Source organism: Rhodococcus spongiicola, assembly GCF_004011835.1.
GTDB classification, from domain to species: domain Bacteria; phylum Actinomycetota; class Actinomycetes; order Mycobacteriales; family Mycobacteriaceae; genus Prescottella; species Prescottella spongiicola.
In genome coordinates this window covers 432,397-457,642 of the sequence record NZ_RKLN01000004.1, presented here as the reverse complement: position 1 = coordinate 457,642, position 25,246 = coordinate 432,397, and the positions used below count along the sequence as shown (strand labels likewise).

At 66.1% G+C, this 25,246-nt stretch carries 21 protein-coding genes; 8 read left to right on the top strand and 13 right to left on the bottom strand.

Translation table 11 applies throughout. The features are described 5' to 3' along the window. The coding region (locus tag EF834_RS13405) for an amino acid adenylation domain-containing protein (RefSeq protein ID WP_235871172.1) at window positions 1-2,773 on the bottom strand (2,773 nt) is incomplete at its 3' end. 358 nt (window positions 2,774-3,131) lie between these two features. Here EF834_RS13405 and EF834_RS13400 point away from each other — a divergent pair. Continuing rightward, window positions 3,132-4,001, top strand: coding sequence for a class II glutamine amidotransferase (locus EF834_RS13400; protein ID WP_127947695.1), 870 nt, complete (start codon window positions 3,132-3,134; stop codon window positions 3,999-4,001). Window positions 4,002-4,085: 84 nt separating this feature from the next. On the opposite strand, the gene shbA is transcribed toward EF834_RS13400, so the two are convergent. After that, a complete protein-coding gene (gene shbA / locus EF834_RS13395; protein ID WP_408014508.1) occupies window positions 4,086-4,742 on the bottom strand; it encodes an RNA polymerase sigma factor ShbA in 657 nt (218 codons plus the stop codon). A 304-nt stretch (window positions 4,743-5,046) separates the two neighbouring features. Further along, complete coding sequence (locus EF834_RS13390) at window positions 5,047-6,198, bottom strand: RNA-guided endonuclease InsQ/TnpB family protein (protein ID WP_127947694.1); 1,152 nt, start codon at window positions 6,196-6,198, stop codon at window positions 5,047-5,049. Between the two features lie 115 nt (window positions 6,199-6,313). Here EF834_RS13390 and EF834_RS13385 point away from each other — a divergent pair, with 115 nt between their 5' ends. Then, the gene (locus tag EF834_RS13385) at window positions 6,314-6,559 is read left to right on the top strand and encodes a hypothetical protein (protein ID WP_127947693.1); all 246 of its coding nucleotides are present in this window, start codon (window positions 6,314-6,316) and stop codon (window positions 6,557-6,559) included. A gap of 18 nt (window positions 6,560-6,577) precedes the next feature. Here the strand turns inward: EF834_RS13385 and EF834_RS13380 are convergent, their stop codons facing one another. After that, window positions 6,578-6,865 (bottom strand): hypothetical protein, encoded by a 288-nt coding sequence (locus EF834_RS13380; protein ID WP_206615271.1) that lies wholly within the window; start codon window positions 6,863-6,865, stop codon window positions 6,578-6,580. Between the two features lie 274 nt (window positions 6,866-7,139). Between EF834_RS13380 and EF834_RS13375 the strand changes: the two genes are divergently transcribed. The 4 genes from EF834_RS13375 (at window position 7,140) to EF834_RS13360 (ending at window position 13,956) form a co-directional block, all read left to right on the top strand. Then, complete coding sequence (locus tag EF834_RS13375; protein WP_127947692.1) at window positions 7,140-8,054, top strand: alpha/beta fold hydrolase; 915 nt, start codon at window positions 7,140-7,142, stop codon at window positions 8,052-8,054. A 347-nt stretch (window positions 8,055-8,401) separates the two neighbouring features. Beyond that, entirely contained in the window at window positions 8,402-10,744 is a 2,343-nt protein-coding gene (locus EF834_RS13370) for a helix-turn-helix transcriptional regulator (protein ID WP_127947691.1), read from the top strand. 380 nt (window positions 10,745-11,124) lie between these two features. Next, window positions 11,125-11,889, top strand: a complete 765-nt coding sequence (locus EF834_RS13365; protein ID WP_127947690.1) for a pirin family protein — start codon at window positions 11,125-11,127, stop codon at window positions 11,887-11,889. Between the two features lie 108 nt (window positions 11,890-11,997). Next, the gene (locus tag EF834_RS13360) at window positions 11,998-13,956 is read left to right on the top strand and encodes a M13 family metallopeptidase (RefSeq protein WP_127947689.1); all 1,959 of its coding nucleotides are present in this window, start codon (window positions 11,998-12,000) and stop codon (window positions 13,954-13,956) included. 77 nt (window positions 13,957-14,033) lie between these two features. Here the strand turns inward: EF834_RS13360 and EF834_RS13355 are convergent, their stop codons facing one another. Continuing rightward, entirely contained in the window at window positions 14,034-14,408 is a 375-nt protein-coding gene (locus EF834_RS13355) for a nitroreductase family deazaflavin-dependent oxidoreductase (protein WP_127947688.1), read from the bottom strand. A gap of 111 nt (window positions 14,409-14,519) precedes the next feature. On the opposite strand from EF834_RS13355, the gene EF834_RS13350 reads away from it, so the two are divergent. After that, on the top strand, window positions 14,520-15,179 hold the full coding sequence (locus tag EF834_RS13350) for a TetR/AcrR family transcriptional regulator (protein ID WP_206615270.1): 660 nt from the start codon (window positions 14,520-14,522) through the stop codon (window positions 15,177-15,179). Between the two features lie 72 nt (window positions 15,180-15,251). On the opposite strand, the gene EF834_RS13345 is transcribed toward EF834_RS13350, so the two are convergent. Then, window positions 15,252-16,232 carry a L,D-transpeptidase gene (locus tag EF834_RS13345; RefSeq protein ID WP_127947686.1) on the bottom strand — a complete coding sequence of 327 codons (981 nt, stop codon included), beginning with the start codon at window positions 16,230-16,232 and terminating at the stop codon, window positions 15,252-15,254. A gap of 200 nt (window positions 16,233-16,432) precedes the next feature. Here EF834_RS13345 and EF834_RS13340 point away from each other — a divergent pair, with 200 nt between their 5' ends. Beyond that, on the top strand, window positions 16,433-17,410 hold the full coding sequence (locus tag EF834_RS13340; RefSeq protein ID WP_127947685.1) for an alpha/beta fold hydrolase: 978 nt from the start codon (window positions 16,433-16,435) through the stop codon (window positions 17,408-17,410). A gap of 107 nt (window positions 17,411-17,517) precedes the next feature. On the opposite strand, the gene EF834_RS13335 is transcribed toward EF834_RS13340, so the two are convergent. The 7 genes from EF834_RS13335 to EF834_RS13305 all read right to left on the bottom strand — a co-directional run bounded on the left by EF834_RS13335 (window position 17,518) and on the right by EF834_RS13305 (window position 25,075). After that, window positions 17,518-19,209 (bottom strand): FAD-dependent oxidoreductase, encoded by a 1,692-nt coding sequence (locus EF834_RS13335; RefSeq protein ID WP_164874131.1) that lies wholly within the window; start codon window positions 19,207-19,209, stop codon window positions 17,518-17,520. Window positions 19,210-19,348: 139 nt separating this feature from the next. Further along, a complete protein-coding gene (locus EF834_RS13330) occupies window positions 19,349-19,555 on the bottom strand; it encodes a dodecin (RefSeq protein ID WP_127947684.1) in 207 nt (68 codons plus the stop codon). A gap of 12 nt (window positions 19,556-19,567) precedes the next feature. Beyond that, window positions 19,568-20,713 (bottom strand): serine hydrolase domain-containing protein, encoded by a 1,146-nt coding sequence (locus EF834_RS13325; protein ID WP_235871191.1) that lies wholly within the window; start codon window positions 20,711-20,713, stop codon window positions 19,568-19,570. A 219-nt stretch (window positions 20,714-20,932) separates the two neighbouring features. Continuing rightward, a complete protein-coding gene (locus EF834_RS13320; RefSeq protein ID WP_127947682.1) occupies window positions 20,933-21,979 on the bottom strand; it encodes a DNA polymerase domain-containing protein in 1,047 nt (348 codons plus the stop codon). A gap of 2 nt (window positions 21,980-21,981) precedes the next feature. Next, window positions 21,982-23,070: an ATP-dependent DNA ligase gene (locus EF834_RS13315; protein WP_127947681.1), complete on the bottom strand. Its 1,089-nt coding sequence runs from the start codon at window positions 23,068-23,070 to the stop codon at window positions 21,982-21,984. Between the two features lie 228 nt (window positions 23,071-23,298). Further along, entirely contained in the window at window positions 23,299-23,832 is a 534-nt protein-coding gene (locus EF834_RS13310) for a CAP domain-containing protein (RefSeq protein ID WP_127947680.1), read from the bottom strand. 172 nt (window positions 23,833-24,004) lie between these two features. Beyond that, on the bottom strand, window positions 24,005-25,075 hold the full coding sequence (locus EF834_RS13305; RefSeq protein WP_408014511.1) for a magnesium and cobalt transport protein CorA: 1,071 nt from the start codon (window positions 25,073-25,075) through the stop codon (window positions 24,005-24,007). Between the last annotated feature and the right edge of the window lie 171 nt (window positions 25,076-25,246).

Below are 25,246 nucleotides of genomic sequence, written 5' to 3'. Positions count from 1 at the left end.
CCCACGACCGCACCCGCCCCACCGTCACCGAAGACACCGCGAACTCCACACAACCACCCACACCCGACCGCACCGCAGGCCGCGGCCGGTCCGTCGGCAACGCCAACACATCCGGCAACCCCGCCAATGCCCCCTTCCAGTAGTCGGATCGGCCGATGAGCTCGAGCGAGTACCCCTCGGCGCCGAGCGAAGGGACCCAGCGCACCTCGTCACCAGTACGGTAAAGGCGCTGCCCCGGTTCCCCGAATGGGTTGGCTACGAACCGCTCCGCCGTCAACCCCCGACGGTCGTGATACCCGCGCGCCAGGCCCTGCCCGGCCAGGTAGAGTTCGCCCACGACCCCCGCCGGGACCGGCTGCAGCCTGCGGTCCAATACAACGGCGCTCACCCCCTGGAGGGGTCGGCCGACGGTAATTGGGCTACCCCGCGACAGCGGTTCGCCGACGGTCGCAACGATCGTCGTTTCGGTGGGCCCATAGCTGTTGGTGAACCGGCACACCATGCCGAACCGGTCAACGAGATCTGGTGTGCACACATCCCCGCCCACCATCACCGCCTCGAGATGCTCGAGTGTCCGCGGGTCGACGGTGTTCAGCGCCGCAGGAGCCGAAATGATGTGTGTCACCATCTCGTTTCGCAGGAGGTCGATCAGTTCGTTCCCTCCGCGCACTTCGGGTGGGACAACGACCATGGTGGCGCCGGCACTGAATGCCGGGATCATCTCGAACACAGAGGCATCGAAGCTCGCCGACGAGAAGCACAACACCCGCGACTGCGCGGTGACACCGAGTTCCGAGCGGACGGCGGCCGCGAAATTCGCTAGCCCGGCGTGTGTGACCAGGACGCCTTTCGGGACACCGGTCGAGCCCGACGAGTAGGTCAGGTACGCCGTGTTGTCCGGTCGCAACACCGAAGTGCGCTCCCCATCCATGATCTGCGCGTCCGTCAGACCCGCACACTGCCTGATGGTTGCCTCGGCGTCGAGCGTGATCCAGTGTGTGGTGTCGGGAAGATCCGCGACCAACTCAGCCAGGGTGATACCCAGGAGCGCACCCGAATCGGTGAGTATGTGCGCGATCAGGTCGGTCGGTAGATTCGGGTCGATCGGCACGAAGACGGCGCCCGCCTTGGCAACTGCCCAGAACGCGACCAACGACTTCGTCGATCGCGGCAGGCTCATTGCGACAGAGGTCTCCGGGCCGGCACCACGCTCGATCAGCAACCGCGCCAATCGGTTGGAACGGGCGTCGAGATCCCGGTAAGTGATCTCGGTTCCCGATGTACGGATCGCGATACCGTCCGGGTCGGCGGCCACACCTTCGGCCAGCAGATCGGGCATCAGACACACCGATTCAGGCTCCGGTCCGTGCGCAGGGACCAGGTGCGCGACCTCGTCCTCGTACAGGATCTCGAGGTCGACGACCCTACGATCGGGCGGAGCATCGGCGAAGGCGGCCAGGAATTCGAGGAATCGCGCGTGGTGTCCGCGCAACTGCTCCTCGGTGTACAGGTTCGGATTGGCCTCGAAGTCGATCTGCGCCACCCGGCCCGCGACGCTGGGGTACAGATTCACGGTCAGATCCTCGACAGGACCGGTGCCCAAAACGTTGTAGCGGCCGACCGAGTCACGGACCCGAAACTCGTTCTGGAACAGCATGATGTTGATCGACGGACCGAAGAGGCCCAGATGACCCCCGCCGATCCCGGCGTCCCGTCGAATGTCCTCGGACCGGTACCGCTGGTGGCGCAGCGCACCCGCCAACTCGAGTTGCACAGACCGCATCAGGTCGGCAACGGTCGTCTCGTCCCGTACAGCTAGACGGACCGGCACCACGTTCGCAACCATGCCACCGGAGTTGCGCAGTCGCGCGGTGGTTCGGGCCGAGACCGGAAGACTCAGCACGACATCGTCCTCACCGGTCAGGCGGGACAAGAACGCCGCCACTGCGGCCACTGTCACGGCAGCGAACATCGAGCCCGGTTGCCGGGCCAGTAGCCGCTGCACAGCGACTTCGGTGGCGCGCGGCAGTGGTGCGCTGATCACCAGGGCAGGCAATCTGGGGGCTGCCGACCGTCCTGCAAGACTGATCGGGTCCGGGAAGTCGCGGCTGCGTTCGGACCAGTATCGGCGATCCTTCTCGAATCTGCTGGATGTGCGGTATCGAGCCTCGTCCTCGACGATTTCGCGGAGTGAACTTGCCAGGAACCTCGCCGGATCGCGTTCCTCTACCGTTGCGGCATACAGTTCCGCGGCCCGGTTCATGAACGTCATTGCGCCGAAGCCGTCGAGCGCGATGTGGTGGATCCGCGAGTACAAGTAGTAGTGGTTGTCAGCGAGACGTAGCGTTGCGGCGCGGGCCAGTCGATCGCTCAGCAGGTCGATCGGGGTGCTGTTGTCGGCCCGCATCCAGGCGTGGGCGGCCGCGCGTGGATCTTCTTCGGCCCGGAAGTCGTGGTGAATCCACTCGAGGCCGAGCGACTCGTCGATCAGCTGGAACGGTTCACCGTCTCTCTCGACGATCCGCAGCATGCCGGTTCCGAGTTCGCGTGCCGCGGTGAGCGCGCTCTCCACCAGCAAGTCGACGTCGAGATCGAGATCGGTGAACTCGATGTACTGGGAGATTAGGATCGGAACATCATCGAGGAGATGCTGAGCGAACCAAATACCGCGTTGAGCAGCAGAAAGAGGAAACAGACGCGACTGCGTCGGGATGTCAGCGCTCGACAGTCCATATTGGGCGTAGCCGAAATCGAGATCGTCCGACGATGACACTGGTTTGTTCCCCACCGCTACGTATGCGCGAGCCTGGGAACCTGGGTTGTGCCCCGGCGGACCCAGTACCGCCTGATTTACTCGTGCGAGGATCTACACCTGCGTACCCCCTAACCAAGCGAGATCGTTTTCAGGTCGGGGTGTAACAGAGCATACCAACTAGCCCCTTTGACGGCGCCGCCGCTTGGTCGTACGTGGACGAAGACTCCGGCAGCCCCGAGAACGACTTCCCCAACCGCAACACGACTTTCATCACCTAGAATTCGATGCACACCGAATCCGATGCACACCGCTGCGATGTCGAAGAAGGCAAGCAGGTCATCCCAACCGCTGCTTCACCGATCGACGGGAAACTCCTTTGTGCCGATTGTTCGGGCTGTCTGCCTCCCCGCACCGCGTCCACGCGTCCTTCTGGCTGCTCGACGCACCGGACAGCCTGGTTGAGCAAAGTTGGCGAGAACCGGACGGAACGGGGCTCGGAACGTTTGCGGCGGACGGAACACCCGTGCTGGAGAAGCGACCGTTCGCCGCGCACGAAGACAAGCAGTTTGCCATCGAAGCGAAACATCGGTACTCGACGACGTTCATCGCCCACGTTCGATTCGCGACAACAGGTGATGTGCTTCCACGAAACACCCATCCGTTCGAACAGCATGGCCGGCTCTTCGCCCACAACGGTGTGGTTCAGAACTTGCCCCGGCTCGAGGCCGAACTAGGATCCGACCTCAGGCTGGTTCGAGGCGACACCGACTCCGAGCGCGTCTTCGCCCTCATCACTCGCCACATCGAGAGAAACAACGGCGACGTGACGGCAGGGATCACCACGGCGGTTGGCTGGCTGGCCGACAACGTACCGACCTACGCCCTCAACTTCATCCTGACCACCCCTGACGAACTGTGGGCGCTGCGCTACCCGGACACACACGACCTACTGTTTCTCGAACGTCACCCCGGTGGCCCGAGCGGCAGCCGTCATCTCCAGCAGACGAGCGGGACCGGCAGGATTCGCGCACGGTCCGAAAACCTCGCAGAGCACCCGGCGGTCGTGGTCGCAAGTGAGCAGATGGACGAGGACCGCGGATGGACGCCGTTGCGGTCGGGTGAACTCCTCCACGTCGATCGGGAACTCGGTACGAGCCGAGAGTTGATACTCGATCGTCCACCGCGCTACCCGATCTGCCTCGACGATTTGAGCGCACGGGCGAAGGCAGCGCAGGCGCAACAGTAGTGCTCCCTCGAGCGTCACCGCCGAATGACACACCGGCGCAGCCGGACTGAACGAACGACCGGCCTCGCGCCGATACGCACGTGGTCAAGCCGCAGCATCCGACACCGGTCGCACCCGGGTCCGCAAGCGGCCGAGCGCGCGATGCTGAGCGACCCGGACCGCGCCCGGTGTCGTGCCGAGCGCGTCCGCCGTCTCAGCGGCGGACATCCCCCACGCCAACCGCATCACCACGATCTGTCGATGACGCGGCGACAGGGACTCGACGAGTTCCCGCACCTGCTCACCACTCTCGATCGCGATCGCCCGATCCTCCGGACCTGAGTTAGGGCAGACCGGCTCGCCGACGTCTTCGAGCGGCGCGCACGCGCGACGGGTCGCGCGCCGCGCGTCCACGACCTTGTGCCCGGCGATCGCGTACACGTAGGTCAGGAACGACGAACCTTGGTCGCTATACCGCGGCAGCGCTGTCATCACGGCGAGGCACGTCTCGTGAGCGACGTCCTCGGCAACGGATCGGAGGTCGCCGGGACCCAACCGCGCGAAGCAGTAGCGTCGCACGAGCGGGTACACCACGGCGAGAACCCTTTCGCTTGCGTCACGGTCACCCGCGACCGCTCGGGGCACCCATTCGTCGAGCACCTCCCGGGCGCGGGCCGCCGACATCTCGCCAGGTCGCGTTGCTGTGCAGCTGTTCCCGTACATGTCGGTCTCCTCGCCGGGGGGCACGCTCGGCCATCCCATGCCTTCGATCCTCAGCCGGGATCGGACGGCCCGCCAGACACCCTCGGGTGGGTGACGCACACCCCACGCCGGATTGCCTGCTCCGAGTCAGACTCTGCCGCTGAGGTTCGGGAAGTGACCGTAGAGCCCCGTCCCGACGACGAATTCCTCACAACGAACCTTACCGCCGCGAACTACTGGCGCACTGTTACCGCATGGAGCCGAAGACTCATCGCGTCCGGAAATCGGGGTAGGCATTCTGGCCGTCCGGTGGTGTCATTGATTCTTAGCGGTTCCCCACGGCTGAAGCCGGGGGATTTCCAGCTCAGGCTGCACCGTCAACAGACCCGGAAGGGGGCTGAAAGTGGCTTATGCCGTCGACGCTGGTGTGGCCCCGTTCTGCCACAGCCAGAATCACTCTGGCGGCGTTTCGGTCCCGACCATCGGTGTGTCCGCAGGTCTCGCACCGAAAGGTACGTTCCTCGAGCCCGAGTTGCTGCTTGGCTCTCGCGAAACAACTCGAACACGTCATCGTCGTGTACGCGGGCTTGACCAACACCACCTTCCGCCCAGCCCGCTCGGCACGATCGATCAGTTCTCGTTTCGCAGCTCCGACAGCGGCGTCGGCGGCTTTGCGGGCCATCGTCGACTTCGCCAGGAACTTCGGTTTGAAGTCCTCCACCGCGATCAGGTGGTGGTTGTCGACGACCTGTTTGGCCCAGACCCGGGAGTCGTGCTGATTCTGCCGCGCGGCTTTCTTGTGCAGGCGCGCGGCCTGCCTCTTGGCTCGCTGGTAGCCGTTCGACTGCCGGCCGGGCTTGCGGCGGCGGCGCGCCATCGTCCGTTGCGCCTTGGCGAGTTCGGCGGCGCAGCGGCTCCGGTGCCCGAGATGCGGCAGGTCGTGTCGGTCGTCGGTGGTGGTCGCCGTGGTGGTGACACCCCAGTCCACACCGATTCCACCGTCCACGACCGGGGCGCGCTTGGCTTCACGGCGGACGACGAACGGGGCGTACCAGTGGCCCAGGCTGTCCCGGTACACCCGGACCGAGGTCGGCTCGGATGGCAGCTCGCGCGACCACACCACCGGCACGCTCACCCCCTTAGGCAGCACCAAGCGTCGGTCCCAGATCGAGAATCCGCGGGTGGTGTACTCGAGCGACGGCAGCGTCTTCTTACGCGACTTCGGCTGCGGCCGTCCCCGGCCCTTCACCGTGAACGAGTGTCCGAGGGCCTGGCCGTAGGTCCGGAGCGTCTGCTGCTGCGCAACCTGGGAACCCGCACGCAGCCACGTATTCGATCTACGGGCGGCGGTGAGGAGTGTCGACAGCTTCCCGAACGTCGGCCTGTTCCCAGACCTGTGTTGGTGGACGGCCTCGTTCCACAAGAACCGGCAGCGATGCCACTCGCCCCGCAACGCCCGCTCGGCCCGCGCGCCGGGCCGCAGCCGATACGTGTACCGCACCACCTCTGCCCCCATGACCGGAAACCTAACCGACCCGACCGACAGAACAGGAGAAATCTCATGTCGCACACACAACCCGACCGCCCCTCCCTCCCCACGGCTGAAGCCGGGGTTTCCCGGGCGGTGCTCGATGAGTGAGGACAAGCGACACTTCGTGGCGAGCCGCCTCGACGGACTCATCCACACCCTCGAACTGAACGCACCGACAGCGAACGAGCCGTCTCCGGTGCCCACCGCGCACGGGTTCACCGGTTCGCTCGCCGAGGCGCAGCGGCACCGCGCCGAACTCGAGTCGGCGACCCCTGCCCGCATCGACGAGATCGCGGCGGGCTACCCGGAAATCGAGAAGGACTGGGCGCAGCGACAACCGACGTGACGGCAGGTCGCCGGGACGTCAGTGCCCGTACGGGTAGAGCACACCTGCGGCGTCCAGCCGCTTGACCCGGCGATGTTCGATGAGGACCCACGTGGTTCCCAGCACCAGGCTGACCGCGCAGATCGCCCCGCCGAGCAGTGCCCATCCCCGGAAGCCGTAGCCGGCCGCGACCAGTGTCATGCCTAGAGTCACGATCGCGATCCCGATCAACCCGAACCCGGGCCAGTTTCGGCTGTCCTCTATGGCCTCACCCGGATGGTCCCGCGGGATGTTGACCGGATGGTGTCCATCGTCGAAGTAGCTCACAAAAGCTCCCGGTTGATTCCGTTTGCGCTCTCGTCGTACTGCGTCGACTCGTCGCCAGACGAGACGGGCGACGGCCTCCCCTGCATTGTCCCCCGCTGGAGGTTTTCCCGCACGGGTACCGGCAATCGGGTCCATCCACCCGGGGTGGCGAAATCAGCACCCTCGGTGATCTGCTATGACTCCGCGGGGCGCTGTTGGCGGGGCCCGCCGGCGACGAGATTGGGACGTGCGGCTGCGAAACCGCACTTCCCGTCTCGATCACCTGGAGGGCGCCATGCCGACCAATGCGCGCATACGCCAGCAGGGGCGCCGCAGCGTGGTCGATACCGACGACGGTGTCACCCTGGCCGTCCGCGAATTCGGTGACGCCGACGCCGCGGTGACCGTGGTGTTCGTCCACGGGCATTGCCTCCACGCCCAGTCGTGGGCGCGATTGCGCTCGCATCTGACCCGAGAGTGGGGGCCGTCGATCAGGATGGTGTTCTACGACCACCGCGGGCACGGCGAATCCGACAGCGCGCCCGCACACACCTACACCATCGACCAGTTGGGCCGTGACCTCGACAGCGTGATCCGGGCGGTCGCACCTGACGGACCGATCGTTCTCGTCGGTCACTCGATGGGCGGCATGGCCGCGCTGGCCTACACCCGCCAGCGTCCCGAGGTCGTCGGTTCCCGCGTCGTGGGCGTGGGTCTGCTGTCGACGGCAGCGAGCGGCATAACCCGCGCGGGGCTCGGCCGGTTCCTGCGACACCCCCTCGTCTCGGCCTTGCGGTTCGGCGTCGAGCGCATGCCCCGGTTCGCTCAGCGCGTGGCCACGATCGCGCTCGACAATCACACGTCCGTGGTCACGATGTGCGGCTTCCTTCGGTCGCTCGCCGGCTTCGACGAGTCCGATTCGCTCGCCGCACTCGGTGACATCCCTTCCCTCGTACTCGGCGGTACCAACGATCTACTGACACCGTTCGAGCACTCCGTCGCGATCGCAGCCAATCTGCCGTCCGCCGAGTTGGTCCGCCTCCACGACGCCGGGCACTCGGTGATCTTGGACCAGGCAACCGAGGTGGCGCACGCGCTGGTGCGTCTCGTGACCCGAGCCGGACTCCACCACGTGATCGACTCCGCTACCGACCCAGTTTCGGCGATCACACAGCCGCGAACCGACAGACTGGGATGCGCCCTCGCATAGTCCGCAAATGCCCCTCGCGCGACATAGACGTTGTGCCAGACTTTGCTGTTCGTGCACGTGACCTCCGTTGGTCACGTTGTGCGCTGGGGTTTCATGGGGCAGTACCGCCTAGGCCGACCATGTCGGTGGACGAGGGGAGCGTGGTTGTGGAGCCTGACCAGGGGACCGAACTCGATGGCCCGCGAAGGAGCCGGCGCCGATCACTATTCCCCCGGCCGAGACTGTTCGCGCTGCTGTCCGATTGTCCTGCATTGACCGTCATTCGAGGACCTCGGGGTTCCGGCAAGACCAGCCTGCTCACGTCGTGGATCGCGTCGGCTCGGAGAGGGTCGGAACCGATCGTCACGATGCCCACGCCGCACCCGACCGCCGATTCGGACTCCTACTGGGCCGAGGTCGAGCGGCGGGTCGATGCCGCGCTCACGTCGTCGGGTGAACGCACGGTCTTGGCCCTCGACGACGTCGACCGGTTGGACGATCCCACGATCGAGACGCGCATCCTCGCATCCCTGCACCATCACGAACGCCTGCACGTGGTCGTCACCACCCGCACCGCCGAGGTGTTCGGCGGCGCGGGACTGCTCGACGTCGACCACGCGCCCATCCCTCCCGAAGAGTTGCTGTTCACGGCGCACGAGTGCCGAGCCGCACTGCTCGCGCGCGGCATCGAGTTACCGCCACACCTGTCGAAGACGGTGCACGACGTCACCTCGGGCTTCCCACCACTCGTCCAGGCGGCGATGACGGTCATGCGTCCGTTCAGTGGTCTCGACCATGGTCGGGAACTGCCTTGCCGCGCTCTCGAACAGGCCATCGATCGCTACGTCGAGCACGCGATCCTCGACGATCCGGAACTCAGCGGTCTACGAGAGTTCCTCCACACGATCGCCGCAGCTAGCACGGTCACAGCCACCGCCGCCGAGTTGCTGACCGGCGACGACGATGTCGCGGAGCGCCTGCGCGAACTCGAGACGGCCGGCGTACTGACCAGGTCGCCGTGGCCCAGGGACGACGAATGGACCTTCGTCGCGCCGGTCCGCGATTCGCTCATGCGCGCGGTTCGCCGTGAGACACCCGAAGGGCCGCTGCCCGCTTCGAGTGACCTCGCGAAGTGGTTTCGGGACCGAGGGAATTCCTCCGCCGCGCTCGAGCACGCGGTCGAGGCACAGGACTGGGACCTGACGATCGGGATTCTCAAGGCGAATTGGGTGGAGTTGGTCTCGCGCCGCTTTCACCTCGTCCGCGAAACCCTCACATCGATCCCGGCGGAAGCCGCCGACGCAGACCTGTCGATCCGAGCCGGGCGCGAGCTCTTCCTCACTCTCGGTTCCGACGCGACACAGCTCCCCGATCCTGCATCGCTGCCGGCGAGCAGCGCACGGTCCTCCGACCCGGCGGAAGCCGCCGACGCGCTGGCAGTCGGCACCGTTCAGTCGCTGATCCAACGCGTCAACGGCAACTTCGCGGACGCCGCGGATATCGGTTCGAGAATGTCGGCACTGGGTGATCGTTTGATGGCGGCACAGCACGACGGGGTCGCCGGTTGCCTCCCGCTGTTGCGCGTGCAGTGGGGCGTCACCCATCAGTTGCACGGGGACCTGGGAGGTGCGTCAGTACAGTTCCGCCGCGCCTACAACAGCAACCGGTCGATCGGATCGGACTTCGTCGCACGAAACGCCGCGGGCAACCTGGCATTGAACTACGCCCTGTCCGGCGAACTGGGCCACGCCGAAGCCTGGCTCGACAAGGAGCGCCGTTACAACGACGAGTCCGCCTGGGTCACCAAGATGGTCCGCGTCGGCGGACTTGTGGCGTCCGCCCTGGTCGCGATCGACCGTATGGAGCTCGACGTCGCTGCGAAAGTCCTCGCCGTGCTCGGTGACCTGCCCGACGACGAGGAGTTGTGGGCCTTCGCGCTGTACGCGCACTGCCAGTTGGCACTCGTCACCTGCCAGCCCGCGACTGGGCTGGACAGAATCCGTCGAACGACGGCGGTGTACGACCGCTGGCTCACCGCGAGTTCGCTTGCGGCACCGCTGCTCGCTGCCGCCGAGGCCGATCTGCACCTGGCCCTCGGCCACGGCAACGAGACATGGGTGACGCTCGAGAACGCACCGGGACGCGGCCCATGGACGACGATCGCCCACGCACGTATGGAACTGTCGAGCGACCGGCCCGGCGAGGTGCTCGCGGACTGCGCACGTCCGGCTGTCTCGGAGTGCCCGTACCCACACATTCGAATGGAGTCCGCGCTGCTCCAGGCGGCCGCGCACCTGCATCTCGCGAACGAGGCACAGGCGCAGACGATGCTGCGCCGGGCCGTCGCGCTGTTCGACCAGACCGGGATGGTCCGCCCGTTCGTGTCACTGCCCGCCGGTTGGATCGCCCGACTGTCGGAGTTGGATGTCGAACTCCCGCCCGCCTGGACGTCAGCGGTGCCGGCCCCCGGCGCTGCGGTGTATCCGGACCGGATTCAGCTCGTCAACCTCAGCGACCGAGAGTCGGCCGTGCTGGACGCTCTCGTGTCGACCCCGTCGGTTGCCGCTATCGCGGGGCAGCTCTTCGTGTCCCAGAACACGGTGAAGACTCAGCTGCGCAGTCTCTACCGCAAGCTCGGCGTCCATTCTCGGGCGGATGCGCTGCTCACTGCCACTCACCTGGGCCTGATCACTCGGCAGCCGGAGGCCTGACGTCACGGAACCGGATGGGGCGGGAATAGGTTCGCGCGCCTCGCGTTGAGTACGGTGCAATGATTGAATTGTCAACTAGTTACTGATCGGGGGAGCCTCGTGCCCGACTCGACCGTCGACAACGCATTGGTGTCGAGCCCCGACGGCTTCGCCGGCCCGAGCGTCAGCCGATCCGGACTGGCCGGACGGCGGTGTTCGTCCACGGCGGTACGATCGCTGTCGCAGCCACGGACACTCAGGAATCGCGCACGGAGTCGGTCGATCCCCGCCGCGCACGAAGCGCTCGGCTGATGTCGATGTCGTTGCCGGACAACCGATCACATCTGTTTTTGGACGGCGATGCGGACACCCTGCCCACGACTGCCACCGAGGAGGACCACATGCCAGCTCTCACCACCCCCCACATCGACATCCACCGTGCCGGCGACCGATTGAAGACCCGGATCCAGTGGCTGGATTCGAAGCACTCGTTCTCGTTCGGGCACAACTACGACCCGGACAACACTCATCACGGACTGCTGCTCGTCAACAACGACGACATCGTCCAGCCGGGCCAGGGCTTCGACACCCACCCCCACAAGGACATGGAAATCGTCACCTGGGTGCTGCGAGGGTCACTGGTGCATCAGGACTCCATCGGGCACTCCGGCGTCATCTACCCGGGACTCGCTCAACGGATGAGTGCCGGCACCGGGATCCTTCACTCCGAGAAGAACGACTCGTGGCGTATGCAGGGCGACGAGCACCGCGACCCCGTCCGCTTCATCCAGATGTGGGTGATGCCGGACGAGGCCGGCATCACCCCCGGCTACGAGCAGCTCGAGATCGGGGACGAACTGCTGGCCGGTGGGCTGGTCCCGGTCGCGTCGGGCATGGCGCAGCACAAGGATCACGCCGCGATCCGCATCAAGAACAAGTACGCGTCGCTGCACGCGGCACGCCTGCAGCCGGGCAAGCCGGTGCAGATCCCCGAGGCCCCGTTCGTGCACGTGTTCCTCACTCAAGGCAGTGCTGAGATGGCGGGCGTCGGGACGCTGTACGAGGGCGACGCGGTCCGTCTGACTGCCTCCGGCGGCCAGACGATCACCTCCGAGACCGGCGCCGAAATCCTCGTCTGGGAGATGCACGCGCGGCTCGGGGGATGAGGCCCGAATCTCCGTGAACCCGGGCTCCGAAGGCAGGGCCCGGGTCGGCATCCGAGACGAGATCTCCAGGACCGGCCAGCGCGGCCGAGTCGGTGTAAAGATGGACGGATGACGACTGCGCAGCATTCCGGCATCGACCTCACCCATCTCGACCCGGGCACCCGACCACAGGATGACTTGTTCGTACACGTCAACGGCCAGTGGCTGAACGATTACGAGATCCCCGCCGACCGCGCGGTGGACGGTGCGTTCCGGACCCTGTACGACAAAGCCGAAGAGGACGTCAAGACGCTCATCCAGGAGGCGGCCCAGTCGGGTGCGGCTCACGGTACGGACGCGCAGAAGATCGGCGACCTGTATTCGAGTTTCATGGACGCGGACGCGGTCGAGAGGGCGGGACTGTCCCCGATCGCCGAGGAACTGTCGGAGGTGGCGAACGCCGCGGACTCGAGCGACCTGGCCGGAATCATCGGACGCCTGCAGCGCACCGGGGTCGGCGGCGCGGTCGGCCAGTACGTCGACACCGACGCCAAGAACTCGGCGCGATACCTGGTGCACTTCACCCAGTCCGGCATCGGGCTGCCCGACGAGTCGTACTACCGCGAAGGCGACTACGCCGGTATCCGTGAGACGTACATCGCGCACATCCGCAACATGTTCGAACTGGCGGGGATCCGCTACGACGCCCAGCGTGTGTTCGACCTCGAGACCGCGATCGCCGCGGGCCACTGGGACGTCGTCAAGCGCCGTGACGCGGAGCTGAGCTACAACCTGACGACGCTCGACGACCTGCAGTCGGGTCACACCGGGTTCGACTGGGCTGCCTGGATTTCCGGCCTGCAGGCCACGGAGGAGCAGCTGGCCGAGATCGTCGTGCGCCAGCCGAGCTTCGTCGAGTCATTCACCGAACTCTGGACGTCACGTCCGATCGACGACTGGAAGGCGTGGGCCACGTGGCGGATCCTGCACGCTCGGGCGCCGTACCTGACGGACGCGATCGTCGCCGAGGACTTCGCCTTCTACGGCAAGACCCTCAGCGGCACCGAGGAGAACCGGGAGCGGTGGAAGCGAGGCGTCTCGCTGGTGCAAGACCTCCTCGGTGAGGCGGTCGGCAAGCTCTACGTCGAGCGGCACTTCCCGCCGGAGTCCAAGGCACGCATGCAGGTACTGGTTGCGAATCTGCAGGAGGCGTACCGCCGCAACATCTCTGACCTCGAATGGATGAGCCCGCAGACCCGGCAGGCCGCGCTGACGAAGCTCGAGAAGTTCACCCCGAAGATCGGTTACCCGGACAAGTGGCGTGACTACTCGGCCGTCGTGATCGACCCGACCGATGTGGTGGGCAACTACCGCAGCGGCTACGCCGCCGAGCACGACCGCGACATTGCCAAGCTCGGCGGCCCGGTCGACCGCGACGAGTGGTTCATGACCCCGCAGACGGTCAATGCCTACTACAACCCGGGCATGAACGAGATCGTCTTCCCCGCAGCGATTCTGCAGCCACCCTTCTTCGACCCGGACGCCGACGACGCCGCCAACTACGGCGGCATCGGCGCGGTGATCGGTCACGAGATCGGGCACGGCTTCGACGACCAGGGCGCCAAGTACGACGGCGACGGCAACATGGTCGACTGGTGGACCGACGACGACCGCACCGAGTTCGGTAAGCGAACGAAGGCGCTGATCGAGCAGTACGGCGAGTTCGAGCCCAAGGACCTGCCGGGCCATCACGTCAACGGCGAGTTCACCATCGGCGAGAACATCGGCGATCTCGGTGGGTTGTCGATTGCACTCGAGGCGTACCGCATCGCCACCGATGGCAACGAGGCCCCGGTACTCGACGAGTTGACCGGTCTGCAGCGGGTCTTCTTCGGCTGGGCTCAGGTGTGGCGGACGAAGGCGCGCAAGGAAGAGGCACTGCGGCGACTGGCGGTCGACCCCCACTCACCGCCGGAGTTCCGCTGCAACGGCGTGATCCGCAACCTCGACAGCTTCCACGAGGCGTTCGGGGTCGAGCCGGGTGACACCCTGTACCTCGAACCCGAGAAGCGCGTCAAGATCTGGTAGGGACGACCGAGCGGTTCGCCGGTCCCACGGCCGGCGAACCGCTCGGGTCTAGAAGGGCGCCGCCGACCGTTCGACCGTCAGCCCGCGACCCGATCCATCCGAAGAAACTCGTTGACGCGGAGCAGCTTCGGCGGGAGCCTCACATCGTCCGGGAGGACCTCGACCGCCTCGCTTCTTCCGACCAGGCGTGGTGCCGCGAGTTCGACCTCCCGCCCGTCGACGCGGAGCCGTGCACTGCCGGCCGCGAGGACGTTCTGCACCCAGTCCGAGCCTGACCCGTACACCAGCACGAACATGTAGCCGTCGTCGACCGGATGCACCCCGAGCGGTGTTTGATACGTAGCGCCGGACGTGCGGCCGACATGGATGAGCACCGGCCACTTCCCGCCCGCGACCGCTCGAGGATTGAACAGCCGCTTGTTCATGTGCCCCCACCACCTCGGCATCGCCATCGCAGTCTCCTTCCGTCACCCAAACTCCCTTACATTAGTAAGGCTGTCTTACAGCGGTAAGGTTGTCAACGGGTCAACACCCTTTGTCAGCACATCCGTACGGGAGCCCTCGTGTCACCATCACCGTCGCCACGACCGCCACTGAGCAGGGATCGAGTGCTCGCAGCCGCGATCGAGGTCGCAGATCGCGGCGGTGCGGAGGCGATCACGATGCGCCGGGTGGCACAGGAACTCCGCGTCGAGGCGATGTCGCTCTATCACCACGTGCCGAACAAGGACGCGATCCTCGACGGTGTCGTCGACGCGGTGTTCGCGGCGATCACGCTGCCCAGCCCGAGGTGCGACGACTGGCGTGACGCGATCCGCACACGCGCCATTTCCGCACGCTCAGTGCTGTCACGGCACAGCTGGGCCCTCGGCCTCATGGACTCCCGCCGCAACCCGGGACCGGCGACGCTGCGCCACCACAATGCCGTCCTCGGGGTCCTTCGGGAGGCCGGATTCACACTGCCGATGGCCGCCCACGCCGTTTCGCTCATCGACAGCTACATCAGCGGGTTCGTGTTCCAGGAATCTAATCTGCCGGTCAATACACCGGACGATGTCGAGGAACTGGCCGGCAACATCCTCGAGCAGCTACCGGGGAACGAGCTGCCGTACCTGCAAGAGTTGATCACCGACCACGCCCTGCAGCCCGGCTACGAGCACACCAGTGAGTTCGGCTACGGCCTGGACCTGATACTGGACGCACTCGAAGCTCGCCGTACGTAGAGGTCACTTCTCGAACGAAAAAGGCGCTGCGTGAGTCGTTCTCGCACAGCGCCTGGGGTTCCCGACCGGACGTCAACGATTCCAGTCGCCGAGCCCGTCGTAGCCGCTGAGGGTCCCGCCCGCGGTGTTCACGACGATCACTGGGTCGCCCTTCTTTGCGTTCTCGTAGAACCACTTGCCGTCCGCCGTGCTGACGTTGAGGCAGCCGTGGCTGACGTTGCGGTGTCCCTGCGCGTTCACCGACCACGGGGCGGCGTGCACGAAGATGCCGCTGTAGGAGATGCGCGTGGCGTACTCGACGTACGTCCGGTATCCCTCCGGCGCGTCGACCGGCACCCCGTACGTCGACGAGTCCATGTACATGTCGCGGTGCTTCTCGCCGACGATGTAGGTGCCGTTCGGGGTCTCGTAGCCGGGCTTGCCGAACGATGTCGGCATCGTCTTGACCACCTCGCCGTTGCGGCTGACGGTGATCTGCTTGGTGTTGTCGTCGGCGACGGTGACGAGTGCGTCACCGATCGAGAACGCCGAGTGCGAGTCGCCCGCGTCGACGCTGACTCGGATGTTGGCCGGCCAGAACTCGTTGGGCTTCCACCGGACCTGGTTGTCCGCCGGCCAGTAGAAGTGCCCGGCGACCGGCGGGTCGGTCGTGACGCGAATGGCGCGTTCGGCGACCGCGCGGTCCGTGATGTTCTCGTTGAAGCGGATGATGATCGGCTGAGCAATACCCACGACCTCACCCGGTGCCGGGTTCAGCGACGGAGCCGAGAAGTTCGCCGGACCGATCGGCGGCGTGGCCGGCATCACCGATCCGGACGGCAGGGCCGCGTTGATCTGCGTCGGCAGTTCGAGCCCTGGCGGCAACTGCACTCGTGGTAACTCGAAGGCCGGCATGGCGGTCTCGGGGACCTGGGGGCCAGCGGGGAACAGCGGCGCCGCCTGGGCCGGGGCCACGAGAGCGGCACCGGCCGCGGCGGCGGTGACGACGAGCGCGGCGGCGCGCGCGAATCGACGGCGAGGCCTACCGGCCTCTGCGATCGACGTCTCGGTCATGTTGCAGTACTCCCTCGTTCGACGACGTCTCACGGGCAGAGCCCGGTTCACTTCATTTGGGACATGCAGAGCCCGGTTCACTTCATTAGGACATACGGACATGCGACGGACAACCGTGAGGTGTTCAACGAAACCGAAAGGAAAGGGTGCTCGCCTACCATGTCGATCGGCTTAGCCCCCGGCCCGGATATCCTGCCCGAATGGCCCATCCCGCAAGCACACCGACCCACCGGACAGTGCGTGTCGGAGACATCGACATGCACATCACCGAGCAGGGGGAAGGCGACCCCGTTGTGCTGTGCCACGGCTTCCCCGGACTGGGGTACAGCTGGCGGCATCAACTGCGAGCCTTGTCCGCGGCCGGCTACCGAGCGATTGCACCCGACATGCGTGGCTACGGCCGCACCGATGCTCCGTCGGATCCGCGTGCGTACGACCGCCGCCACACCGTCGACGACATGGTGGGCCTGCTCGACGCCCTCGGCATCGAGCAGGCGGTCTTCTCGGGACACGACTTCGGCGCGCATTTGACCTGGGATTTGGCGAACTGGGCTTCGGAACGTGTTCGCGCGCTGAAACAGCTCAGTGTTCCACGTATGCCGCGTATGCCGATCCGCCCTTCGATTGGTTTCCGGTACCTCGCGTCGCAGCACTTCGTGCACCTGCACTACTTCCAGGAGCACGGCCCGGCCGACCGTGAACTGGGCGACGATCCGAAAGCGTCTCTGGCCAAGATCTTTTACGCGCTGAGCGGCGCCAACAGGTACCTCGACTGCTGGGACTATCCGTCGGAGGGCAACGGGTACCTCGACGTGCTCCCCGAGTCGCCGGCGTTGCCGTGGTCGTGGCTCAGCGAGGACGAGTTCGACTACTACGTACAGGAGTACGCCAGAACGGGGTTCACCGGCGGGCTCAATTGGTATCGCGCCGAGGACTACGTGTGGGACCAGAACGAGGACCAGCACGACCGGCCGATCACTGTGCCTACCACTTTCATCGCCGGGTCGAAGGATCCGGTGCTCGAGATGCTGGGTGACAAGCCCCTCGAGGCGATGTCGGCGCTCGTGCCCGGCCTCACCTCCACGCACATAATCCCGGGAGTCGGCCATTTCGTACAGATGGAGGCGGCTGAGCAGGTAAATAGTGCGATGCTCGAGTTCCTCGCCGAGCTCGACTAGGACGCCGCACCCACTCGGGTCAACACCTCGGCCGTGCCGTCGGCTGCCCACCGACCGGCCGCCGCCCGACCGCCGCGAACTATCGGCGGCCGGCCATGGGCCCGGACTCAGCCGGCTTCGCCGCGCGCCGCCTCGAGCATCGCTGCCACGTCGACGATCTTGGTACGCGCACGACCGCTCTCGGAGCCGAGCACACGCTCCTTCTTGTCGATGCGCTGCCAGCCCTGGTAGTCGATGGCGTCCGGCTGACGCTCACCGATCAGCTCGGTCAGGTGCTCCTGGTCGCGACCGGGCTGCGTGAGCAGACCACTCGCGAAGTCGGACAGCAGCAGGTCCACGGTGTTTGCAGAACAATGCTTGTTGGTACCGATGACACCGGTGGGTCCGCGCTTGATCCAGCCGGCGACGTAGACGCCGTGGATGGGGGAGCCGGTCTCGGGATCGATGACGCGGCCGTTCTCGTTCGGGACGACGCCGCGGCGGTCGTCGAACGGCAGGTCCGCCACCGGCAGGCCCTTGTAGCCGATCGACCGCAGCACCAGCCCGGTCTCGAGGGTCTCGGTGTGATCGGTGGCGCGCGCGCTGAGCCTGCTCGGGTTGTCGGCGTCGGCGACGAGCTCGTTGCGCACGAGACGGATGCCCTCGACGCGCCCGTCGCCGAGCACCTCCTCGGGCGAGGCGAGGTAGCGCAGCACGATCCGCTTGCGGCTGTCGGAGCTGGTCCGCTTCGCGAACTCCTCGACCTGGCGGACCTTGAGCTTCTCGGACGGCTCCGAATCGGGGCCGTCGATCCACGCGCGGCTGGCCGAGTCGAGGACCACCTCGTCCGGGTCGACGACGATGTCGACGTCGGCCATCTGACCGAGGGCGATCAGCTCGGGGTTGGTGTAAGCGGCCTGTGCCGGACCGCGACGTCCGACGATGACGACCTCACGGATGTTGCTGTGCCGCAGCGCCTCGAGGGCGTGCTCGGCCATGTCCGTCTTGGCGAGCTCGTCCGGGTCGGTGACGAGGATGCGGGCGACGTCCAGGGCGACGTTGCCGTTCCCGATGATGACCGCGCGCTCGCCGGAAAGGTCGAACGTGTGGTCGGTGTAATCCGGGTGGCCGTTGTACCAGGCGACGAATTCGGTGGCGGCGTGGGATCCGGGCAGATCCTCGCCGGGCACACCGAGACGACGATCGCTGGCCGCGCCGACGGCGTAGATGACCGCGTGATGATGCTCGAGCAGCTCGGCATGGCTGACGTGCTGACCGACCTCGACGTTGAAGTGGCAGTGCACCGAACGCTTGCTCAGGGCAGAGCGGAAGACGTCGGCGACCCCCTTGGTACCGGGATGGTCGGGCGCGACACCGGCGCGGACCAGCCCGTACGGCGTGGGGAGGCGGTCGAACATATCGACCTCGACCCGCGGGCGTGAGGTGAGTTCGATTGCGGCATAGCAAGCGGCCGGGCCGGAGCCGACGATCGCGACACGCAAGGTCCCGAGGTCGGCGCTGAGCATGCGCGGCTCGGGCAGCTCGGGCCAGTCGGGGCCGATCGGATGCTTCTCGTAGTAGCTCGCGTTGATATCGGCGTAGACCGCATCGGCCTCGCTGAGTTCGTTGTCGCCGAAGATCGCGTCGACCGGGCATTCGTCGACGCACGCACCGCAGTCGATGCACGTCTGCGGATCGATGTAGAGCATCTCCGTGGTCGCGAACTCCGGCTCGTCCGGAGTCGGATGAATGCAATTCACGGGACAAACGTCCACACACGATGCATCGTTGCAGCACGCCTGCGTAATCACATAAGCCACAGTTCTTCCCTACCTGTACCCAACCGAAACTGTCGTACTCGGTCAGACTATAACGTGTTCCAGTTTCGGTCGAGATTCCCTGTGACCGGCACGTGATCCGGTGGGCGGCACTGCCGTCCCCCGCTTCCCGAGCCGGACCCTACTCGAGCCGAAACCCGACCTCGAGCGTCACCTGTGTGTGAGCGATCGATCCATTCTCGATGTGGCCGCGGGTCTCCACCACTTCGAACCAGTCGAGATTTCGCATCGTCGCGCTCACACGGTCGATGGCGTTGGCGATCGCGGCATCGACGCCGTCGGGCGACGACCCCACCACCTTGATCACCCGATAGACGTGGCTACTCATCGGCAGACCTCCTCACGAACGCATGATTGCCTGGGCCTCGGCTCCCAGCCGAGCCAGTCGCAGGTCACCGAAGGCGGTGACGGCGTTGCCGAGCCGGTTGGTCACGAACGCGAGCGCAAGCCCCGTCTCCGGGTCCGCGTACGCACCGGACCCACCGACCCCGTAGTGGCCGAGCCCTCGGGTCGGCTGCGCTCGGCTGGCCAGAATCGGCGGGTGATACCCGAGACGCCACGCCAGCTTGATACCCAGCACGTAGTCCCGGTCGCGGGTCTGAACCTCACCCATCTGCTCGAGGGTCTCGGACTGCAGGAAGCGGGTGCCGTCGATGACGCCGTCGTTCGCGATCGCGGCGTACATGCGGGCGAGGGACCGGGCACTGAACACGCCGTTCCATCCGGGCATGACCGAATCGTGGACGGCGGGGTTGCGAACGAGTTCGTCGAACCCGTCGGGCATCGCGGCCTCCGCAAGCCCACGCAGCGGTCCCATGCGCGACAGAACGGACGACGTCAACCGCCAGTCGAGGCCAGGATTGATGTTCGGGAACAGCTTCGCGATCCTCGGCTTCTGATCGGCCGGCACCTGGTACCAGAACTCGTCCAGCCCGAGCGGTTCGGCGATCTCCTCGCGGACGACGTCGGTGAAGGGCTTACCGGTCGCGCGCGAGATCGTCTCGGCAACCAGCCAGCCGAACGTGACGGCGTGATACCCCGGACCACGGTGTCGACGCCGGTCCGGAGCCGATGCGGCAAGCGCCTCGATGACGGTGTCGTAGTCCAGGAGCCCGAGCCGACCCGGCACGAGACCGCGGACCTTGTGCAAGCCCGTTCGGTGCGTCAGCACGTCGCGAATCGTGATCGATTCCTTGCCGGCGGCCGCGAACTCCGGCCAGTACGTGGCGACCGGCGCGTCGTAGTCGACGATGCCGCGCTCGGACAGGCGGTGGACGATCGTGCTGGCCACGCCCTTGCCGGTCGAGAACGACAGCGCGATCGTGTCGCGGTTCCACCGACGGTCACGGTCGGCGTAGCCGGCCCAGATGTCGATGACCTTCTGTCCGTGCACGTATGCAACGAGCGCACCGCCGCCGTTCTGCGGCTGGCGGTACATCGAGAAGAAACGGTCCGCGAGCGGGAGGAATCGGGGATCGACCAGCATCTCCGTGCGCGCAGGTGCGATCGGCGCCCCTACCTGGGGTTGCGCCGGCGCAGCTGCCCGCAACTCGCGTCCACGCTCCACATGGATCGTCATCGCGACCTCCGATTCCGCTCCTCAGACCATTGTGATTGGCGCAGCTTACGGGTGGAAGTACCTGCCGGCGAGCAAAACGGACAAACGGGCTGGTTAGGACCTTTCCCATGCTGGTCAAACGACCGATCAATCCCCCTTCCGGTTGCGGTCACGGCTCGGCTGCACTCGTTTCGGTTCGCCGGGCATCTTGGGATGGTTCGGCGGATACGGCAGGTCCCCCAGTCCGGCGGCCGCATCCCGCTCCGCCATCTCGAGCAGACCCTCGAGCGAATGCGCGACGTCGTCGAGCGTCACCATCGGATCGCCGCGGCCCGCCAGCAGGGCCGGGACCGTTGCGATCGTGAAGTCGTCGGGCTCGACGGACGCCAGCTCCGCCCAGGTCACCGGGGTGGAGACCGTCGCTGACCGGGTGTTGCGCACCGAGTACGCCGAGGCGATGGTCTTGTCGCGGGCGTTCTGATTGAAGTCGAGAAAGACGCGTTTGCCGCGTTCCTCCTTCCACCAGGCCGTCGTCGCCCTGTCGTCGCTGCGGCGCTCGATCTCCCGACACAGTGCGATGCCGGCGCGGCGCACCTCGACGAAGTCCCATCGCGGCTCGATACGGATGTAGACGTGCAGCCCGCGGCCACCCGAGGTCTTCGGGAACCCGGCAAGCCCCAGTTCGTCGAGCAGCGGTTGCAGGACGTCGAGCGCGACCCCTCGGGCGTCGTCGAAGTCGGTGCCCGGTTGCGGATCCAAGTCGATCCGCAGTTCGTCGGGATGCTCGACGTCGGCGCACCGCACCGCCCACGGGTGAAACGTGATCGTGCCCAGATTCGCCGCCCAGACGATGTCGGCGGCGCTGCGTACTCGCAGGACGTCGGCGGTGCGCCCCGACGGGAACATGACCTCGCACGACGCGACGTGCTCGGGACGCTTGGCCGGTACTCGCTTCTGGTAGATCTGCTCACCCTCGACGCCGTCCGGGTACCGCTCCAGGTGCGTCGGCCGGTCCCGCAGTGCCCGCAGCAACCCACCACCGGTGGCCACTTTGCGGTAGTACTCGACCAGATGCCGCTTGGTTCCGCCCCCGGGCCCGAGCCGTGGAAAGTAGATCTTGTCCGGATTCGACAGTCGTACGGCGACACCGTCGACGTCGAGTTCCTCCGCGCTGCCACGGTTGGCGCCGGCCATGGTCAGCGCTCTCTCGCCAGGACGTCGGCGAGGTCGTAACGCAGCGGGACCTCGAGTTGCTCGAACGTGCACGACTCCGGCGACCGGTCCGGCCGCCAACGCAGGAATCGCGCCGCGTGCCGAAAACGCACGCCCACCCGGCTCCCGACCTCCCCGAGCTCTCCTTCCATCTGGTCATACGCGACCTCGAGAACTCGTAGGGGCCGCAATGGAATCCAGCTACGGTCGGCGCTCGACCGCCACCGGGTGGCCTCGCCCTCCGCGACGACGTCATCGCCCACCCGCAGGGGCTCGAGTTCGGCGAGCAGTTCGACACGACGCTTCGCGGTGAACGCAGAAGCGCCCCCGACCATGCGGAGTTCGTCGCCATCGTACAGGCCCAGCAGGATCGACCCTATGCCCGGCTGGCTCTTGTGCGGCCGGTAGCCGATCGCCACCACATCAGCGGTGCGAGAATGCTTGACCTTCACCATCTCCCGCTTGTTCGGACGGTAGTGACCATCGAGCCGTTTGGCGACGACACCGTCCAACCCGGCGCCCTCGAATGTCTCGAACCAGCGCTTCGCCGTTGCGGCGTCGCGGGTGGCAGCCGTGACGTGGCAGCGCACCCCACCTGCAAGGGCCCCGCCTCCGACGGCTCCGAGCAGCGCGGTGCGGCGGTCGGAGAACGGAAGTGAGGTCAGGTCTTCGTCGTCGAGTGCCAGCAGATCGAATCCGACGAAATGCGCAGGGCTCTCCTTCGAGAGCAACCGGACGCGACTGTCTGCGGGGTGGATACGCTCGGACAGCGCACCCCAGTCCAGCCGGGTCCGACCGCCGATCTCGCGCGGCACCACCAGTTCGCCGTCGACGACGCAACGCGGCGGCAGTTCGGCGCGGACCGCGTCGACCATTTCGGGGAAGTATCGTGCCAGGTCCTTACCGCCGCGCGAGCCGAACACCACCGCATCGCCGTCCCGGAACACGATGGCGCGGAAGCCGTCCCACTTCGGCTCGTACGACCACACGGGCTCGCCGACAGGCTGCACTGGCACACCGGATGCGGCCTTGGCCAGCATCGGTTGCAGAGGTGGCACAATCGGCAGGTCCACGGGGTCCATAGTGACACCCGATACCGACTTCGCACGGGTTCCGTCCTGCGTGTCCCGCGTGTCGGTGCTACCCGGGTCAGGGCTACCCGGGTCGGGGATGGAGGTGGGCAGGCCTGCCTCCGCTAGGGGCGAGGCGGCGGAGCACACGGGACCGCACCTCGGCAAACTGCCGACGAGGTACGGTTCCCGTGAACGCCATTCGTTCAGCCCTGATCAGTGGATCGGGGTTCAGTAGGCACCGAAATTCTGGGTGGCGTAGTGGCGGCCATCAGATCCGGAAGTCGCATAGCCGACGCCGATGTGAGTGAAGTCCGGATTGAGGATATTGGCGCGGTGACCGGGGCTGTTCATCCACCGCCTCACCAGATCAGTACCGGACTCGGGAGGCCGTCCGTTGATGATGTTCTCGGCCGCCCAGGTCCATCCGGGCCGCATGTCCCGCGTGTACGACGGGTTGTGGCGCAAATTGCCTGTTGTCGCCATCACGTTCGACCACCCCTGCGCGATCCCGGTGAGGGCAGAATCGACTGCGAGCGGCCGCAGCCCACGGGCGCGGCGTTCGGCGTTGGTGGCCGAGACGATCTCTTGAACGACCGCGGTATCCACCGAACCGGTGGATCCGCCTCCGGCCGATCCAGAAAACAGCAGATCGAAGGGAGACGACGCGGCGGTCGCGGTGGCAGTGCCGGCCGACAAGGCGAGAGAACAAGCCAGAGCGAGCGTCGCAGTGACTCGCTTGGATGCAACAACGGAACGTGACATCGGGTTACAGAACTCCTAGAGACGAGCGATGGGACTCCACTATGGAGACATGTGAACCCGAGCAGCCTAACGAACAATTGGACCCGCCGCCGACTGAATCAAGGACTAGCCGGTCGATCAGGCCACAACGGGTCAATCTCTGGCGATCTGCGACTGCGAGTTGTCCAGGGTCCTACAGCCATCCTCGCTTCTTGAAGATTGTGTAGAGGATCAAGCAAGTGAGCCCCATCGCCACCAGTGCGATCAGATAGCCACCCGCCCATTCCAATTCGGGCATGTTCTCAAAATTCATGCCGTACACAGTGCCGATCAGTGTGGGTGCGAACAGGATTGCGGCCCACGACGAGACCTTCTTGAGCTGCTCGTTCTCCGTGATGCTGGCATGCGTGAGCTTGCGCATCTCCTCGTTCTGCTCCTGGGAGATCAGCGTCGCGTTGACGGTGAGAATGTTCGCGAGCAGGTCCCGGAACCCGTCGACCCGCTCGACGACGTTCGTCACATGATCACTGACGTCGCGCAGGTACCTCTGCAGTTCCTGGTCGGTGTGGTACTTCTCGAACCCCGCCGAGAGGGACCGGAGCATGCCGAGCAGCGGCTTCGTCGCACGCTGGAACTCGATGACCTCGCGAGAGAGTTCGTAGATGCGCCGCGGGACCGCCGGATCACCACCGAACACCTCGGTCTCGATCTCGTCGATGTCGTTCTGCAGGCCGGCGACGACCGGGGCGTACCCATCGACGACGGCGTCGAGGATCGCGTAGAGCACCGCCTCAGGGCCTAGCTTCAACAGCTCCGGTTCGTTCTCCATACGCTCCCGGACGCTCGACAGCTCCGGTGACTCGCTGTGCCGCAACGTCAGCACGAACGTCGGGCCGCAAAAGATGTGCAGTTCACCGAAGTCGACGGTCTCCGACTCGTCGAGGTAGCGCGCCGAACGCAGCACGACGAACAACGTATCCCCGTAGCGTTCGAGCTTGGGCCTCTGGTGCCGGTGGATCGCGTCCTCGACCGCCAGTTCGTGCAGATCGAATTGACTTGCTGCAGCATGCAGTTGAGCGTCGTTCGGGCGGTAGAGTCCGATCCAGGCCATAGACGAGGCGTCGGGCAGGCTCGCGAGCGCCTCCGCCGGCGTCGAGGGCGAGGCGATACGCCTGCCGTCGCGGTAGATCGCACTGTTCACGACGCTCGATTCGACAGCACTGCCCTGCCCCGCGGCGCTCCGACCGGGGTGACGTGGAGCCATCGAGTGCTCCGGCGAGACCGTGTCGTGGGTGGTACCGGCGGCGCGGCGGGGCAGGATCGGACGGATGGGACGCTTCTCACGCATGGCAAATACGGCTTTCGTGAAGGTTCGAGGCAGGGCACAGAAGGTTCGAGGCAAGACACACTGGCCATCGGCCTTCAGACACCAGTC

Excerpts from the sequence above, each read along its gene's own strand:
- shbA (WP_408014508.1), bottom strand. The coding sequence starts at position 4,742 with ATGGGATGGCCGAGCGTGCCCCCCGGCGAGGAGACCGACATGTACGGG.
- EF834_RS13390 (WP_127947694.1), bottom strand. The coding sequence starts at position 6,198 with ATGGGGGCAGAGGTGGTGCGGTACACGTATCGGCTGCGGCCCGGCGCG.
- EF834_RS13385 (WP_127947693.1), top strand. The coding sequence starts at position 6,314 with ATGAGTGAGGACAAGCGACACTTCGTGGCGAGCCGCCTCGACGGACTC.
- EF834_RS13375 (WP_127947692.1), top strand. The coding sequence starts at position 7,140 with ATGCCGACCAATGCGCGCATACGCCAGCAGGGGCGCCGCAGCGTGGTC.
- EF834_RS13370 (WP_127947691.1), top strand. The coding sequence starts at position 8,402 with ATGCCCACGCCGCACCCGACCGCCGATTCGGACTCCTACTGGGCCGAG.
- EF834_RS13365 (WP_127947690.1), top strand. The coding sequence starts at position 11,125 with ATGCCAGCTCTCACCACCCCCCACATCGACATCCACCGTGCCGGCGAC.
- EF834_RS13360 (WP_127947689.1), top strand. The coding sequence starts at position 11,998 with ATGACGACTGCGCAGCATTCCGGCATCGACCTCACCCATCTCGACCCG.
- EF834_RS13355 (WP_127947688.1), bottom strand. The coding sequence starts at position 14,408 with ATGGCGATGCCGAGGTGGTGGGGGCACATGAACAAGCGGCTGTTCAAT.
- EF834_RS13345 (WP_127947686.1), bottom strand. The coding sequence starts at position 16,232 with ATGACCGAGACGTCGATCGCAGAGGCCGGTAGGCCTCGCCGTCGATTC.
- EF834_RS13340 (WP_127947685.1), top strand. The coding sequence starts at position 16,433 with ATGGCCCATCCCGCAAGCACACCGACCCACCGGACAGTGCGTGTCGGA.
- EF834_RS13330 (WP_127947684.1), bottom strand. The coding sequence starts at position 19,555 with ATGAGTAGCCACGTCTATCGGGTGATCAAGGTGGTGGGGTCGTCGCCC.
- EF834_RS13325 (WP_235871191.1), bottom strand. The coding sequence starts at position 20,713 with ATGCTGGTCGATCCCCGATTCCTCCCGCTCGCGGACCGTTTCTTCTCG.
- EF834_RS13320 (WP_127947682.1), bottom strand. The coding sequence starts at position 21,979 with ATGGCCGGCGCCAACCGTGGCAGCGCGGAGGAACTCGACGTCGACGGT.
- EF834_RS13310 (WP_127947680.1), bottom strand. The coding sequence starts at position 23,832 with ATGTCACGTTCCGTTGTTGCATCCAAGCGAGTCACTGCGACGCTCGCT.
- EF834_RS13305 (WP_408014511.1), bottom strand. The coding sequence starts at position 25,075 with ATGGCTCCACGTCACCCCGGTCGGAGCGCCGCGGGGCAGGGCAGTGCT.